At 68.5% G+C, this 14,241-nt stretch carries 15 protein-coding genes; 12 read left to right on the top strand and 3 right to left on the bottom strand.

Annotated features, from left to right (window positions below; translation table 11 throughout):
• Position 1 precedes the first annotated feature (1 nt).
• From mnmG to ELI80_RS15815, 4 genes are read left to right on the top strand one after another with little or no spacing between them, the layout of a single operon-like run.
• On the top strand, positions 2-1,864 hold the full coding sequence (mnmG, locus tag ELI80_RS15830; protein WP_136653264.1) for a tRNA uridine-5-carboxymethylaminomethyl(34) synthesis enzyme MnmG: 1,863 nt from the start codon (positions 2-4) through the stop codon (positions 1,862-1,864).
• Positions 1,861-2,436 carry a 16S rRNA (guanine(527)-N(7))-methyltransferase RsmG gene (gene rsmG, locus ELI80_RS15825; RefSeq protein ID WP_136653263.1) on the top strand — a complete coding sequence of 192 codons (576 nt, stop codon included), beginning with the start codon at positions 1,861-1,863 and terminating at the stop codon, positions 2,434-2,436. The genes mnmG and rsmG overlap by 4 nt, the downstream gene beginning before the upstream one ends.
• The gene (locus tag ELI80_RS15820; protein WP_136653262.1) at positions 2,429-3,220 is read left to right on the top strand and encodes a ParA family protein; all 792 of its coding nucleotides are present in this window, start codon (positions 2,429-2,431) and stop codon (positions 3,218-3,220) included. The genes rsmG and ELI80_RS15820 overlap by 8 nt, the downstream gene beginning before the upstream one ends.
• The gene (locus ELI80_RS15815) at positions 3,213-4,091 is read left to right on the top strand and encodes a ParB/RepB/Spo0J family partition protein (RefSeq protein ID WP_136653261.1); all 879 of its coding nucleotides are present in this window, start codon (positions 3,213-3,215) and stop codon (positions 4,089-4,091) included. The genes ELI80_RS15820 and ELI80_RS15815 overlap by 8 nt, the downstream gene beginning before the upstream one ends.
• A 12-nt stretch (positions 4,092-4,103) precedes the next feature.
• Here the strand turns inward: ELI80_RS15815 and hemW are convergent, their stop codons facing one another.
• The 3 genes from hemW to rph are packed head-to-tail and all read right to left on the bottom strand — an operon-like array spanning position 4,104 to position 6,590.
• The gene (hemW, locus tag ELI80_RS15810) at positions 4,104-5,264 is read right to left on the bottom strand and encodes a radical SAM family heme chaperone HemW (protein WP_136653296.1); all 1,161 of its coding nucleotides are present in this window, start codon (positions 5,262-5,264) and stop codon (positions 4,104-4,106) included.
• A gap of 10 nt (positions 5,265-5,274) precedes the next feature.
• Complete coding sequence (gene rdgB, locus ELI80_RS15805; protein ID WP_136653260.1) at positions 5,275-5,880, bottom strand: RdgB/HAM1 family non-canonical purine NTP pyrophosphatase; 606 nt, start codon at positions 5,878-5,880, stop codon at positions 5,275-5,277.
• Positions 5,877-6,590 (bottom strand): ribonuclease PH, encoded by a 714-nt coding sequence (gene rph / locus ELI80_RS15800; RefSeq protein WP_136653259.1) that lies wholly within the window; start codon positions 6,588-6,590, stop codon positions 5,877-5,879. Before rph ends, rdgB begins: the two co-directional genes overlap by 4 nt.
• Before the next feature lie 89 nt (positions 6,591-6,679).
• Between rph and hrcA the strand changes: the two genes are divergently transcribed.
• From hrcA to cysW, 8 genes are all read left to right on the top strand, one after another.
• Positions 6,680-7,729 carry a heat-inducible transcriptional repressor HrcA gene (hrcA, locus tag ELI80_RS15795; RefSeq protein ID WP_136653258.1) on the top strand — a complete coding sequence of 350 codons (1,050 nt, stop codon included), beginning with the start codon at positions 6,680-6,682 and terminating at the stop codon, positions 7,727-7,729.
• 3 nt (positions 7,730-7,732) lie between these two features.
• Positions 7,733-8,329, top strand: a complete 597-nt coding sequence (locus ELI80_RS15790; RefSeq protein ID WP_136653257.1) for a nucleotide exchange factor GrpE — start codon at positions 7,733-7,735, stop codon at positions 8,327-8,329.
• 81 nt (positions 8,330-8,410) lie between these two features.
• Complete coding sequence (locus ELI80_RS15785) at positions 8,411-9,538, top strand: S-(hydroxymethyl)glutathione dehydrogenase/class III alcohol dehydrogenase (protein ID WP_136653256.1); 1,128 nt, start codon at positions 8,411-8,413, stop codon at positions 9,536-9,538.
• An 80-nt stretch (positions 9,539-9,618) separates the two neighbouring features.
• A complete protein-coding gene (locus ELI80_RS15780) occupies positions 9,619-10,269 on the top strand; it encodes an ATP-dependent Clp protease proteolytic subunit (protein ID WP_136653255.1) in 651 nt (216 codons plus the stop codon).
• 241 nt (positions 10,270-10,510) lie between these two features.
• A complete protein-coding gene (locus ELI80_RS15775; RefSeq protein WP_136653254.1) occupies positions 10,511-11,554 on the top strand; it encodes a sulfate/molybdate ABC transporter ATP-binding protein in 1,044 nt (347 codons plus the stop codon).
• A 21-nt stretch (positions 11,555-11,575) separates the two neighbouring features.
• Positions 11,576-12,574 (top strand): thiosulfate ABC transporter substrate-binding protein CysP, encoded by a 999-nt coding sequence (gene cysP / locus ELI80_RS15770; RefSeq protein WP_136653253.1) that lies wholly within the window; start codon positions 11,576-11,578, stop codon positions 12,572-12,574.
• 22 nt (positions 12,575-12,596) lie between these two features.
• Complete coding sequence (gene cysT / locus ELI80_RS15765) at positions 12,597-13,448, top strand: sulfate ABC transporter permease subunit CysT (RefSeq protein ID WP_136653252.1); 852 nt, start codon at positions 12,597-12,599, stop codon at positions 13,446-13,448.
• The gene (cysW, locus tag ELI80_RS15760; protein ID WP_136653251.1) at positions 13,445-14,227 is read left to right on the top strand and encodes a sulfate ABC transporter permease subunit CysW; all 783 of its coding nucleotides are present in this window, start codon (positions 13,445-13,447) and stop codon (positions 14,225-14,227) included. Before cysT ends, cysW begins: the two co-directional genes overlap by 4 nt.
• Positions 14,228-14,241 lie beyond the last annotated feature (14 nt).

The following is a 14,241-nucleotide window of genomic DNA, read 5'->3' as shown; positions in this document are numbered from 1 at the left end:
CGTGAAGCAAAGCTATGACGTCATCGTCGTCGGCGGTGGTCACGCCGGGGTCGAGGCCGCCGCAGCCGCAGCCCGGATGGGGCGCGCGACCGCGCTTGTCACGATGCGGGCGGACGACATCGGCACCATGTCCTGCAACCCGGCGATCGGTGGCTTGGGCAAGGGCCATCTGGTGCGCGAGGTCGATGCGCTAGGCGGGTTGATGGGGCTTGCCGCCGATGCCGCCGGGATCCAGTTTCGCCTGCTTAACCGCCGCAAGGGACCCGCCGTGCAAGGGCCCCGCGCCCAGGCGGACCGCGGTCTGTACCGCGCGTCGGCACAGCGGCTTGTTGCCGCGCAGCCGGGCCTCGACGTGGTGCTGAGCGAGGTTGCCGCGTTGCGTCGCAGCTTCGGCGTAGTCACGGGCGTCTCGCTTGCCGACGGGGCGGAGCTGGGCGCGGCGGCCGTCGTCATCACGTCGGGGACGTTCCTCAACGGCGTGATCCACTTGGGCGACGTGAGCCGCCCCGCGGGCCGTTGGAACGGCCCGACGTCTCAGGGGCTTGCCGCCGACCTTCTGGGACTCGGCCTTCCGATGGGCCGCCTGAAGACCGGCACCCCGCCTCGTCTGTCCCGTGCCAGTATCGATTGGAACTCCCTCGACCAGCAACCCGGCGACGACGAGCCGGTGCTGTTTTCCTACCTGAACACCGCCACGCAGGCGCCGCAGATCAGCTGCGCTATCACCCACACGAACGACCGGACCCACGCGGTAATCCGCGACAATCTCGAGAAGTCCGCGATGTATGGCGGCCATATCGACGGGATCGGCCCCCGCTACTGCCCGTCGATCGAAGACAAGGTGGTGCGCTTCGCCGACAAGGAGTCACATCAGGTGTTCCTTGAACCCGAGGGCTGGGACACCGACGTCGTCTATCCGAACGGCATCTCCACCTCGCTGCCAGAAGACGTGCAACTCGCCTACGTGCGGACCATGCCGGGCCTCGAGGGCGCGGTGATCCTGCAGCCGGGCTACGCGGTGGAGTACGACTTCGTCGATCCGCGCGCGCTTACGGCCGGGCTGCAGGTCAAGTCGGTGCCTGGCCTGTTCCTCGCCGGCCAGATCAACGGCACCACGGGCTACGAGGAAGCGGCGGCGCAGGGTCTCGTCGCCGGCATCAACGCGGCCAGGGTCGCGACGGGTGAGCAGGCGGTCATCTTCTCCCGCGCCAGTAGCTACATCGGCGTCATGATCGACGACCTGACCACGCGTGGGGTGACGGAGCCTTACCGGATGTTCACCTCGCGGGCGGAGTTCCGGCTGTCGATACGCGCGGACAATGCCGACCAGCGATTGACCCCGATGGGCCGCGATCTCGGCCTCGTGGACGACATGCGCTGGCAGGTCTATCGCGACAAGATGGACCGCTACGACGCCGCCCGGACCATTGCGGAACAGCGCCTGTTGTCACCCACGGAACTTGCCGCTGCCGGCATTCCGGTTCGCCAGGACGGGCAGCGCCGTAGCCTGTTCAGCCTGCTCGGCCTTCCGGACATCGGCACGTCCGCCGTGGCCGCACTGGATCCCGACCTCGCCGGCGTCACCCCTGCGACGCTTCAGCAGCTTCGCAACGATGCGCTTTACGCGCAGTACACCGACCGGCAGCAGCGTGAGGCCGACAGCCTCCGCCGGGAAGAAGCCGAAGTCATCCCGGACGATTTCGACTACGCGGGCGTATCAGGCCTGTCCAACGAGCTCCGGCAAAAGCTGGAGCGGCATCGCCCACAGTCGATTGCTCAGGCAGGCCGGATCGAAGGGATGACCCCCGCGGCGCTCGCGCTGTTGCTCGCTCTTGTCCGGCGCGGCAAGCGCGCCGTCGCATGAATGCTTCATGTGAAGCACAGCTGCGCGGTTACGCCGACCTGATCCAGCGGTGGAACCCTGCGATCAACCTTGTGGCGCCGTCGACCCTGAATGACTTGTGGAACCGCCACATCGTCGACAGCGCGCAGCTTGCGGATCTTGCACCTGCCGCAGGAACCTGGCTCGACATCGGCTCCGGCGGCGGTCTTCCGGGGGTAGTCGTGGCGATCTGCCGACCCGACCTCGCGGTGACGCTTCTCGACTCTGACGCCCGGAAAGCCACGTTCCTGCGCACCTGCGTCCGCGAACTCCAACTTCCGAATTGCCGCGTGAAGACCGATCGGATCGAGCGGCATCCCCCCGCCGGCGTCGATCACGTCAGCGCCCGCGCCCTTGCCCCGATGCCCAAGCTGATGCCATATGTCGTGCGGCATCTCCGGCCCGGCGGCACCGCATGGCTCATGAAGGGCGAAAACTGGAAGGCAGAGGTCGAATCCGTGAACACAAGCTGGCATTTCGACCTTCGCGAACATCCCAGCCGCACCCAGTCCGGCGCCGCGATCCTCGAGCTGACGGACATCCGGCATGGCTGATCCCTGCATCGTCGCGATTGCCAACCAGAAGGGGGGCGTCGGAAAGACCACGACCGCCATCAACCTCGGCGCGGCGCTGGCCGAGCTTGGCCAGTCGGTCCTCCTCATCGATCTCGACCCGCAGGGGAATGCTTCGACCGGCGTCGGGGTCGATCCGAAGGACCGGACGCCCAGCAGCTACGACCTCCTGAGCGGCGAGACGACGGTGGCCGAAGCCACCCGGCCGACCAGCATCGAGCGGCTTTCCATCGTGCCGGCCAATTCCGACCTGTCATCGGCGGATATCGACCTCTCGGCGCGCAGCAGCCGCACGCAGCTGCTGAAACAGGCGGTGCGCGAAGCCCGGGCCAACGTCGTGCTGATCGACTGCCCGCCCGCGCTCGGCCTGCTGACCCTCAACGCGATGGTCGCGGCAGAGAGCGTGCTCGTCCCCCTGCAGGCCGAGTTCTACGCGCTCGAAGGGTTGTCGCAACTCCTCCTCACCGTGCGCCAGGTCCGCCAAGCCGCGAATCCCGACCTTCGGATCGAAGGCGTGCTGCTGACGATGTCCGACAGCCGCAACAATCTCGCAGTCCAGGTCGAGGCGGATGCCCGCCAGACCCTGGGCGACCTGGTCTTCAAGACGGTCATTCCCCGCAATGTGCGCGTGTCGGAATCGCCCTCGTTCGGACGACCCGTGATCCACTACGACCCGTCTTCCAAGGGCAGCACAGCATACCGCGCCGTCGCGAAGGAGTTCGTGGCGCGACGCAAGGCACTGAAAAGGCAGGCGAAACATGGTTGACCGCAAGATCGACAAGCGCGGGCTCGGCCGCGGTCTTTCGGCCCTCATGGCCGACGTGGCGCTGGCGCCCGACAGCCCCGCCCCGCAGACGCAACGGATCGCGATCGAGCAGCTGATCCCCAACCCCGACCAGCCGCGCCGGGATTTCAAGCCCGAACTCCTGCAGCAACTCGCGGACTCCATCCGCAACCGCGGCGTGCTGCAGCCGCTGATCGTGCGCCCGCATCCCGACGGCGGAGGCCTTTACCAGATCGTCGCCGGCGAGCGGCGCTGGCGCGCGGCCCAGATCGCGCAGCTGCACGACCTGCCGGTGATCGTCAGCGATCTCAGCGACCCCGAGGTGCTGGAAGTCGCGATCATCGAGAACATCCAGCGCGCCGACCTGAACGCGATCGAAGAAGCTGCCTCCTACCGCCAGCTGATGGACCGCTTCGGCCACACCCAGGAAAAGCTGGCCGAGGCGCTGAACAAGAGCCGCAGCCACATCTCGAACGTGCTGCGCCTGCTGAACCTGCCCGAACCTGTGCAGGCGATGCTGCGCGACAGCACGCTGAGCGCCGGTCATGCCCGCGCGCTGATCACCGCCGATGACCCCGTCGGCCTCGCCCGCAAGGTGGTCGAACGTGGCCTGTCGGTACGCGAGACGGAACAACTCGTCCGCGACCAGTCCGCGTCGAAGCCCGAGCGGTTGCCGCCGCGTGAAAGCACCAAGGACGCAGACACGCGCGCGATCGAAAGCGACCTGACGGCGCAATTGAAGATGCGGGTGCGGATCGACCACGCCGGCCATGACGGCGGGCGCGTGACGATCACCTACCGCGACCTCGACCAGCTCGACCGCCTGTGCCAGATGCTCGGCGGCACGGCCTGACGCAGGGTCCGACTACGGCGCCAGTTCGCGCAGGATGGCGTTGAGGACGAGCCGCCCGGTCCGCGTCGCCCTGATCCGCCCACCGTCCACCTGAACCAGCGCAAGATCCAACAGCGACTCCACTGCCGCGCCATCCAACGGGGCGCCGTTCAGGGCCGCAAAGCGGGCCATGTCCATCCCCTCGACCAGCCGCATGGACATCAGCAGGTACTCGACCGCCTGATCGTGTCGTGCCAGTACCTCCCGCGAAAGCTCGCCCGAACCCCGCTGCTCGACCGCCCCGAGCCACGCCTCAGGGGCGCGCAGTGCCTCGGTCCCGACGCGGGTTCCGGGCAGGGTCAGCCGACCGTGCGCCCCCGGTCCGATCGCCGCCCAGTCGCCCTGCCGCCAGTACGTCAGGTTGTGACGGCTTTCCGATCCCGGCCGCGCATGATTTGAGACTTCATAGCCCGGATATCCGTGTTTTTTGCAAATGTCCTGCGTTTCCAGATACATATCACCTGCGATATCATCGTCCGGTATATCGCGCAGCCGGCCCGCCGCGTGTCGCGCACCAAAGGCCGTGCCCGGCTCGATGGTCAGCTGGTACAGCGACAGATGATCGACCGCCATCTCCAGCGCCTCGGTCAGCTCGCGCCGCCACGCCGCGGCGTCCTGCCGCTGGCGCGCATAGATCAGGTCGAAACTGACCCGCCCGAACGCGTTGCGCGCGATGTCGAACGCCGCCCGCGCCTCTGCCGCGCTGTGCATCCGCCCCAGCCGCCGCAGGTCGTCGTCGTTGAGCGCCTGCACCCCCATCGACAGCCGGTTCACGCCCGCATCGGCATAGCCGCGGAACCGCCCCGCCTCGACGCTGGTGGGGTTGGCCTCCAGCGTGATCTCGACGTCGTTGGCAAGCGGCCAGGCGGCGCGCGCGGCCTCGATCACTCCGGCCACCGTTTCCGGCGCCATCAGCGATGGCGTGCCGCCGCCGAAGAAGATACTGCCCAGCACGCGCCCCGGCACCTCGGCCGCCAGCCGCGCGATCTCGGCGCGATAGGCCGCCAGCCAGCGCGGCTGGTCGACCGCGGCCGCGACATGGCTGTTGAAGTCGCAATAGGGGCACTTGGCCGCGCAGAACGGCCAGTGGACGTACAGCGCGAAGCCGCCCGCCCGCCAGTCCTCGGCCGGCATGGGCGCGGCGTCAGCCAAGGACCGCCCGCAGCTTCTCGAACGCATCGGCACGGTGGCTGATGCGGTTCTTTTCCTCGGCCGTCATCTCCGCGAAGGTCCGGTCATGCCCGTCCGGGACGAACATCGGGTCGTACCCGTGCCCCAGCGCGCCCCGTACCGGCCACACGAGCCGGCCGGGCGCGATCCCCTCGAACACCTCTTCGTGCCCATCCGGCCACATCAGCAGGAACGTCGCCCGGAACTGCGCGGCGCGCGGCTCGGGCGCGCCCCTTGCATCAAGCTCGGTCCACGCCCGGGTCATCGCCTGCATGAAGTCGCGCCCGGCGCCGGTTTCCGCCCAGTCCGCAGTATGAACGCCCGGCGCCCCGTCCAGCCCGTCGATGCAGATGCCGCTGTCGTCGGCGAGCGCGGGCAGCCCGGTCGCCTTCACCGCCGCCGCCGCCTTGATCCGGGCGTTGCCGACGAACGAGGTCTCCGTCTCCTCCGGCTCGGCAAGCCCCATCTCGGCCGCGCCCACGACCTCGATCCCGTGCGGCGCGAACAGCGCGCGCATCTCGTCCAGCTTGCCCGCGTTGTGGGTCGCGACCAGCAGCCGCCGCTCGCTCAGCGTCCTCATGCGATCGCGGCCTTCTGCGCCTCGACCAGGCGCCCCACGCCAAGCTCGGCAAGATCGAGCAACTGGCCCATCTCGGCCCGGCTGAAGGCGGACCCTTCCGCCGACATCTGCACCTCGATCAGCCGGCCCGCGCCGGTCATCACGAAGTTGCCGTCCGTGCCCGCGACGCTGTCCTCGGGATAGTCGAGATCCACGACCGGCTGCCCGGCATAGATCCCGCAGCTCACGGCTGCGACGTGGTCGACCAGCGGGTCTGTCGTCACCATCTTCGCCGCGATCAGCTTGTTGACCGCCAGCCGCAGCGCGACCCAGCCGCCGGTGATGGACGCGCAGCGCGTGCCGCCATCGGCCTGCAGCACGTCGCAGTCGATCACGATCTGCCGCTCGCCAAGCGCGCGCCGGTCGACGCCCGCCCGCAGCGCGCGCCCGATCAGGCGCTGGATCTCGACCGTGCGCCCGCCCTGCTTGCCGGCCGCCGCCTCGCGCCGGTTGCGGCTGGTGGTGGCGCGCGGCAGCATCCCGTATTCGGCCGTGACCCAGCCCTGGCCCGAGCCCTTCAGGAACGGCGGCGCCTTGTCCTCGATGGTGGCGGAACACAGCACGTGGGTGTCGCCGCAGCGGATCAGGCACGACCCTTCGGCATGCCGCATCACGCCGGTTTCAATTGAAATCGGGCGCAGTTCATCTAGATTCCGGCCAGAGGGGCGCATGGATCGTCCTTTCAGGGTGTTGCCCGTCAGATACAGGTCCGCCGACCCCATCCGCAACCCTCCCGGCCCGCGCGCGCCATGGCATCCTCATGATCCAGCCCGACCTGCTGTCCGACCTGAACGACCGCTCGCGCGAGGTTTTCCGCCGCGTGGTCGAGGGTTACCTTGAAACGGGCGAGCCGATCGGGTCGCGGACGCTGACCCGGTCGATGGCGGTTTCGGCCGCGACGATCCGCAACGTCATGCAGGATCTGGAATATCTCGGCCTTCTCGACAGCCCGCACGTCTCGGCCGGGCGACAGCCGACGCAACTCGGCCTCCGCCTGTTCGTGGACGGGCTGATGGAGATCGACCCCGTCGCCCCCGCCGACCGGGCCCGCATCCAGGAGACGCTGGGCGACGACGACCCCGACACCTCGGTGATGCTGGACCGCGTCAGCACCGCGCTGTCGCACCTGACCCACGGCGCGTCGCTGGTGCTGATGCCCAAGCAGGAAGCCCCGGTCCGCCACATCGAGTTCGTGAGCCTCGCCCCGGACCGGGCGCTGGTGATCCTCGTCTTCGCCGACGGCCGCGTCGAAAACCGCGTCTTCACCCCGCCCGTGGGCCAGACCCCCAGCTCGATGCGCGAGGCCGCGAACTTCCTCAACGCCCAGGCCGAGGGGCGGACGCTCGCGGAACTGCGCGCGACCCTCGGGGATGCCGTGAACGCCAACCGCCAGCAGATCGACGCGCTGGCCGGGGAACTGGTCGCGGCGGGCCTTGCGCTGTGGGAATCGGACGAGCGCGATCCGCGGCTGATCGTGAAGGGCCGCGCGAATCTCCTGCCCAGCGAGGCGGCCGATCTCGACCGCATGCGGGTGCTGTTCGACGAACTGGAACGCAAGCGCGACATCGCCCGCTTTCTGGAACTGGCCGAGGGCGGCGACGGCGTCCGCATCTTCATCGGCTCCGAAAACAAGCTTTTTTCACTTTCGGGTTCCTCTCTCGTTGTTTCGCCCTATATGAACGCGGATCGAAGAATTGTGGGTGCTGTGGGCGTGATCGGCCCGACGCGGCTGAATTATGGCCGCATCGTGCCCATCGTGGATTACACCGCTCAGCTGATCGGCCGGATATTGTCGGGCCGAAAGGGGTAGACGATGAACGACAAGCCGAACGGCCATATCGACCTTGACGCGATCGAGGAGGGGTTCGCCGCCGATGCCGACACCGGCCCGGATCCGCTGGCCACGCATCCGGCCGACGACGACCGCATCCTCGCGATCGAGGCCGAGCGTGACGACTACCGCGACCGCTTCATGCGCGCGCTCGCGGATGCCGAGAACGCCCGCAAGCGCGCCGACAAGGACCGCCGCGAGGCCGAGAATTATGGCGGCTCGCGCCTCGCGCGCGATCTCCTGCCGGTCCACGACGCGCTCAGCCGGGCGCTCGCCGCCGCGACCGACCGCACGGATGCGAACGCCGCGCTGATCGAAGGCGTGGAACTGACGCTGCGTGAACTCACCAACGTGTTCACCAAGCACGGCATCACCGTCATCAGCCCCGGCACCGGCGACCGCTTCGACCCGCAGCTGCACGAGGCAATGTTCGAGGCGCCGGTCCCCGGCACCCGGGCGGGCGACATCATCCAGGTCATGGCGAACGGCTTCATGCTGCACGACCGGCTTCTGCGCGCCGCGCAGGTGGGCGTGTCGTCCACCCCCGTCTCGGCAGCCGCCGCACCCGTCCAGAAGTGACCCTGCCCAGAACTGACCCCGGTTGAACCTGCCGCGCGGCTGCGCCAGTCTGGCGCGGCCACCCGCGTAAGGAGCCGCCGGATGAGAACTCGCGCCGCAGTCGCACTTCAGGCCGGTCAGCCGCTCGAGGTGATGGACGTGGACCTCGATGGGCCCAAGCCCGGCGAGGTCATGGTCGAGATCAGGGCGACCGGCATCTGCCACACCGACGAATTCACCCGCTCGGGCGACGACCCCGAGGGGCTGTTCCCCGCGATCCTCGGCCACGAGGGCGCGGGCATCGTCGTCGAGGTCGGCCCCGGCGTCACCTCCGTCCGCCCGGGCGACCACGTCATCCCGCTTTACACCCCCGAATGCCGCCAGTGCGCGTCGTGCCTGTCGGGCAAGACCAACCTCTGCACCGCGATCCGCGCGACCCAGGGGCAGGGGATGATGCCGGATGGGACCTCGCGCTTCTCCATGCTCGATGGCACCCCCATCCACCACTACATGGGCTGCTCGACCTTCTCGAACTTCACCGTGCTGCCGGAAATCGCGGTCGCGAAGGTCCGCGAGGACGCGCCGTTCGACAAGATCTGCTACATCGGCTGCGGCGTCACGACCGGCATCGGCGCTGTCATCAACACGGCCAAGGTCGAGATCGGGGCGAAGGCCGTCGTCTTCGGGCTGGGCGGGATCGGCCTCAACGTGATCCAGGGCCTGCGGCTCGCGGGCGCCGACATGATCATCGGCGTCGACCTGAACGACGACAAGCGCGCGATGGCCGAGCGTTTCGGGATGACCCACTTCATCAACCCGCGGAACGTCGAAAACGTCGTGCAGGAGATCGTGGAGCTGACCAGGACCCCGTTCGACCGGATCGGCGGCGCGGATTACAGCTTCGACGCGACGGGCAACGTCAAGGTCATGCGCGACGCGCTGGAATGCACCCATCGCGGCTGGGGCCAGTCGATCATCATCGGCGTGGCGCCTTCGGGGGCCGAAATCTCGACCCGGCCGTTCCAGCTTGTCACCGGGCGGATCTGGAAAGGGACGGCCTTCGGCGGCGCGCGCGGGCGCACGGACGTGCCGCGGATCGTGGACTGGTACATGGACGGCAAGATCGAGATCGACCCCATGATCACGCACACCATGCCGCTGGCCGACATCAACCGCGGGTTCGACCTGATGCACGCGGGTGAATCCATCCGCTCGGTGGTCATTTACTGATCCTTGAGGGATGCTTAGGTAACCATGCAGCGGGGCCGGTTCGCGCCGTGCCCCCGCCGCGCCAATGAAAGGATGCCCCGATGCTGCACCCGCTTCCGCCCCACAGGCTTGATGACGACGATCCCGACGAGGAACAGGACGAGCCGCGGAAGGACGACGAGAAGGGCGAGGATCTGGGCCTTCCGCAAAGCCCCGCGATCGACAAGCTGTACTTCCGGTCGCGCACCGTCATCGTGGCGGGCACGATCAACGACAAGCTGGCGCAGCGCACCGTCTCGCATCTCCTCGCCCTGGCCGAGGACAACGACAAGCCGATCAACGTCCTGATCTCGTCGCCTGGCGGGCACGTCGAATCCGGCGACATGATCCATGACGTGATCCGCTTCATCCGGCCCACCGTGCGGACCATCGGCTCGGGCTGGGTGGCGAGCGCGGGCGCGCTGATCTTCGTTGGCGCGAAGCAGGAAAACCGCTTCTGCCTGCCCAACACGCGCTTCCTGATCCACCAGCCGTCCGGCGGGATCGGCGGGACGAGCTCGGACATGATGATCCAGGCGGAACAGCTGCGTCTGATGCGCGACCGGCTGAACCAGATCTTCGCCGATGCGACCGGCCAGTCGGTCGAGCGGATCGCGGCCGATACTGAGCGGGACTTCTGGCTGAACACCCAGGAAGCGATCGACTACGGCCTGCTGAGCAAGGTCATCCGGACCGTGGACGACCTGAAGTGACAGGGCAGGGCGGGCCTGCGGGTCCGCTCTTCTTCCCTGCAGCGGAAAAGACCCTCGTTCCTTGGCGCCGCGGCTTCACCGGAAGCTTTTCCCGAAGCCGCGCTGGCTGGTCGACGTCCTTTCCAAGGCTCCTGCACCCTGGTGGAAGCACGTTTTCCGCCCGCGGCGCCCGAGCCGCCCCCGTTCCTTGCCGCCTCGGCTGCCGCTCTCTAGATGGGCCTGACACCCGGAGAAGGCGGCCATGACCATCCAGATCTCGCAGCTTCACAAGAGCTTCGGCCAGACCGAGGTGCTGCGCGGGATCGACCTCACCGTCGCGGATGGCGAGCTGGTGGCGCTGCTCGGGCCCTCGGGATCGGGCAAGACCACGCTTCTCAAGATCATCGCAGGGCTGGACTGGCCGGATGCGGGCCGGCTCGACGTTGACGGGCAGGACTGGCTGCGGCTTGCGGCGCAGGATCGCCGGATCGGCTTCGTGTTCCAGAACTACGCGCTGTTCCCGCACATGACCGTGCGCGACAACATCGCCTTCGGCCTGACCGTGCGCCCGCGCGCCGAGCGCCCGGGACGCGCGCAGATCGCCCGCAAGGTCGACGAGCTGCTGGGCTTTCTCCAGATCGAGGCGCTCGGCGGCCGCTACCCCGCGCAGTTGTCCGGCGGCCAGCGGCAGCGTGTCGCGCTTGGCCGCGCGCTCGCGATCGAACCCACGGTCCTGCTGCTCGACGAACCCTTCGGCGCGCTCGACGCCGCGGTCCGCCGCGACCTGCGGCGCTGGCTGCGTGGCGTCCACGACGCGACCGGCACCACGACGATCTTCGTGACCCACGACCAGGAGGAAGCGTTCGAGCTTGCCGACCGCGTCGTCGTGATGGACCACGGCCGGATCCAGCAGATCGGCGATGCCGCGACCATCCACGACGCGCCCGCCACCCCCTTCGTCGCCGATTTCATGGGCGCGACCGTCGCCTTGCCCGTGACCGTCCGCGGCGGCAGCGTCGCCGCCCCGGGCGTCGATGCCTCCCGCGTCGTGGCGCCCGGCCTGCCCGACGGTCCCGCGCGTCTGTTCGTCCGCCCCGAGGATCTCGTGCCCGTTCCCGACCCCGCAGGGCCGTGGACCGTCGCCTCGATCTCCAACACCGGCTCGCAGCTGCGGCTGGTCTTGGCCGACGCGTCCGGCGCCGAGGTGCCCGCCGACCTGCGCCGCCGTCACCCGGCAGCCCAGGGCCTGTCGCCCGGCGCCCGCGTCCACCTGCGGCCCGAGGCCGCCTCCGTCTTTCCCGTCTGAACCGCCTGAAAGGGACCATCGATGAAACTCGCCGCCTTCAAGGCCGCCGCCGTCGCGCTGGTGCTGGCCGTGTCGCCCGCCTCGGCCCAGGACCGGCTGCTGAATGTCAGCTACGACGTCAGCCGCGAGCTGTTCGAGAAGCTGAACCCCGTTTTCGCGCAAGCCTGGAAGGCCCAGTCCGGCCGCGACGTGACGATCGAGCAGTCGCACGCGGGGTCGTCCAAGCAGGCGCGGTCGATCCTCGAGGGGCTGCCCGCCGACGTCGTGACCTTCAACCAGGAAACCGACGTCGAGATGCTGGCCAAGGGCGGCATGGTGGCCGAGGACTGGCGCGCGGCGTTCCCCAACAACGCCTCGCCCTATTACTCGATGCCCGCCTTCCTCGTCCGCGAGGGCAACCCGAAGAACATCAACAACTGGTCCGACCTCGCCCGCGATGACGTTCAGGTGGTGTTCCCGAACCCGCGCACCTCGGGCAACGGCCGCTACACCTACCTCGCTGCCTACGCCTTCGCGCTGCGCGAGAACGGCGGCGATGCGGAGGCCGCGCAGGCGTTCGTCCGCAAGATCATGGAGAACGTTCCCGTGTTCGATACCGGCGGGCGCGCCGCGACCCAGACCTTCGTGGAACGCGAGATCGGCGACGTGCTGGTCACGTTCGAGACCGAGACCCGCCAGATCGCCGCGCAGTACGCCGACCGCGGCCTTGTCGCGGTGACGCCGCCGGTCAGCCTGTTCTCGGCCTTCCCGGTCGCCGTCGTGACCGAGAACACCGACAGGAACGGCACCACCGAGCTGGCAACCGCCTATCTCAACTGGCTCTACTCGCCCGAAGCGCAGCGCATTCTCGCCGAGAACGGCAACCGCGTAAACGACGAGACGGTGAAGGCCGAGTTCGCAGACAAGTTCCCGCAGGTCGAGCTGCTGACGGTCGAGGACGTGTTCGGCGGCTGGGACAAGATCCAGTCCGAGCACCTGGCCGTGGGCGGGATCCTCGACAAGGTCTTCGTCAACCGCTGAGACCAGTCCGAAGGCCCAACCGATGTCCCTCGCCTCTGCCCCGCCGGTCCGGGCGCGCGCCGTCCTGCCGGGCTTTCGCCTGACCTTCGGCACGACGCTGCTGTACCTGACGGTAATCGTGCTGATCCCCATCATCGCCCTTGTCATCGAGGGCGCGGGGATCGGCCCGGCGCGGCTGTGGGACATCGTCTCGGCCCCGCGCACCCGCGCGGCGCTGCGGATCACCATCACGGCGGCGGCGGTGGCGACCGTCATCAACGCGGTCTACGGCCTGCTGATGGCATGGGTGCTGGTCCGCTACCGCTTCCCGGGGCGCGGGTTACTGGACGCGCTGATGGACATTCCCTTCGCGCTGCCCACCGCCGTGGCGGGCCTGTCGCTGACCGCGCTCTATTCCGCGAACGGATGGTTCGGGGCGGTGCTGGCGCCGATGGGCATTCAGGTGGTGTACACGCTGGGCGGCATCATCCTCGCTATGTCGTTTACCTCGATCCCCTTCGTCGTCCGCGCCGTGCAGCCGGTGCTCGAGAAGCTGGACCCCGCGCTCGAGGAAGCCGCCTCCAGCCTCGGCGCGAGCGGCTGGACCACGTTCCGCCGGGTGATCTTCCCGGCCATCATGCCGGCGTGGCTCGGGGGCGTCACGACGTCCTTCGCCCGCTCGCTGGGCGAATTCGGGGCGGTCGTCTTCATCGCCGGCAACCTGCCCTTCAAGACCGAGATCGCGTCACTTCTCGCCTATATCCGGCTGGAGGAATACGACTACGAAGGCGCGGCCGCCGTGGCGTTGGTCCTGATGGTGCTGGCGCTGGTGCTGCTGTTCCTGTCGAACCTCGTCCAGATCCGCGCGGCACGCTACGGCGCGGTCACGGCATGACGCGGGCGCTTCTGATCGGGCTGGCGGTGGTGACAACGGCGATCTTCGTCGTCGTGCCGCTGGTCTACATCTTCGTGCAGGCGCTGGGGGCCGGGTGGTCGGCCTATGCCGCGAACATCATGCACCCGCTGACGCTGCACGCGATCTGGATGACGACGCTCGTCGCCGTGATCGTGGTGCCGGTCACCGTCGCCTTCGGCATCGGCGCGGCGTGGCTTCTGTCGAAGTTCCAGTTTCGCGGCCGCGGCCTGCTGATCACGCTGATCGAGCTGCCCTTCTCGATTTCCCCGATCATCGCGGGGATCTGCTACCTGCTCCTGTACGGGCGGCAGGGCTGGCTGGGCGGCTTCCTTGCGCGGCACGACCTCGACGTGCTGTTCGCGCTGCCGGGCATCGTGATGGTGACGATGTTCGTGACGACGCCCTTCGTCGTGCGCGAGGTGCTGCCGCTGATGCAGGCGCAGGGATCGGACCAGGAACAGGCGGCCGTGACGCTGGGGGCGAGCGGCTGGCAGCTGTTCCGCCGGGTGACGCTGCCCAACATCCGCTGGGCGCTGCTGTACGGCGCGGTGCTGGCGACAGCGCGCGCGGTTGGGGAATACGGCGGTGTCGCGATCGTTTCGGGCAGCATCCGCGGCAAGACCAACACCCTGCCGCTGCATGTCGAGCTGCTGTTCAACGACCTGAACGCGGCCGGCGCCTTCGCCGCGGCTACGGTGCTCACGATGATCGCGCTGGTGGTCCTGGTCGCGAAGACCGTTCTGGAACATCGCCGCTAGGCCTGCCGGCGCGT

The sequence above is a fragment of the Paracoccus aeridis genome, assembly GCF_004923205.2.
GTDB classification, from domain to species: Bacteria; Pseudomonadota; Alphaproteobacteria; order Rhodobacterales; family Rhodobacteraceae; genus Paracoccus; species Paracoccus aeridis.
The sequence above is the reverse complement of the archived record's forward strand: the minus strand, read 5'-3'. Positions and strand labels throughout refer to the sequence as shown.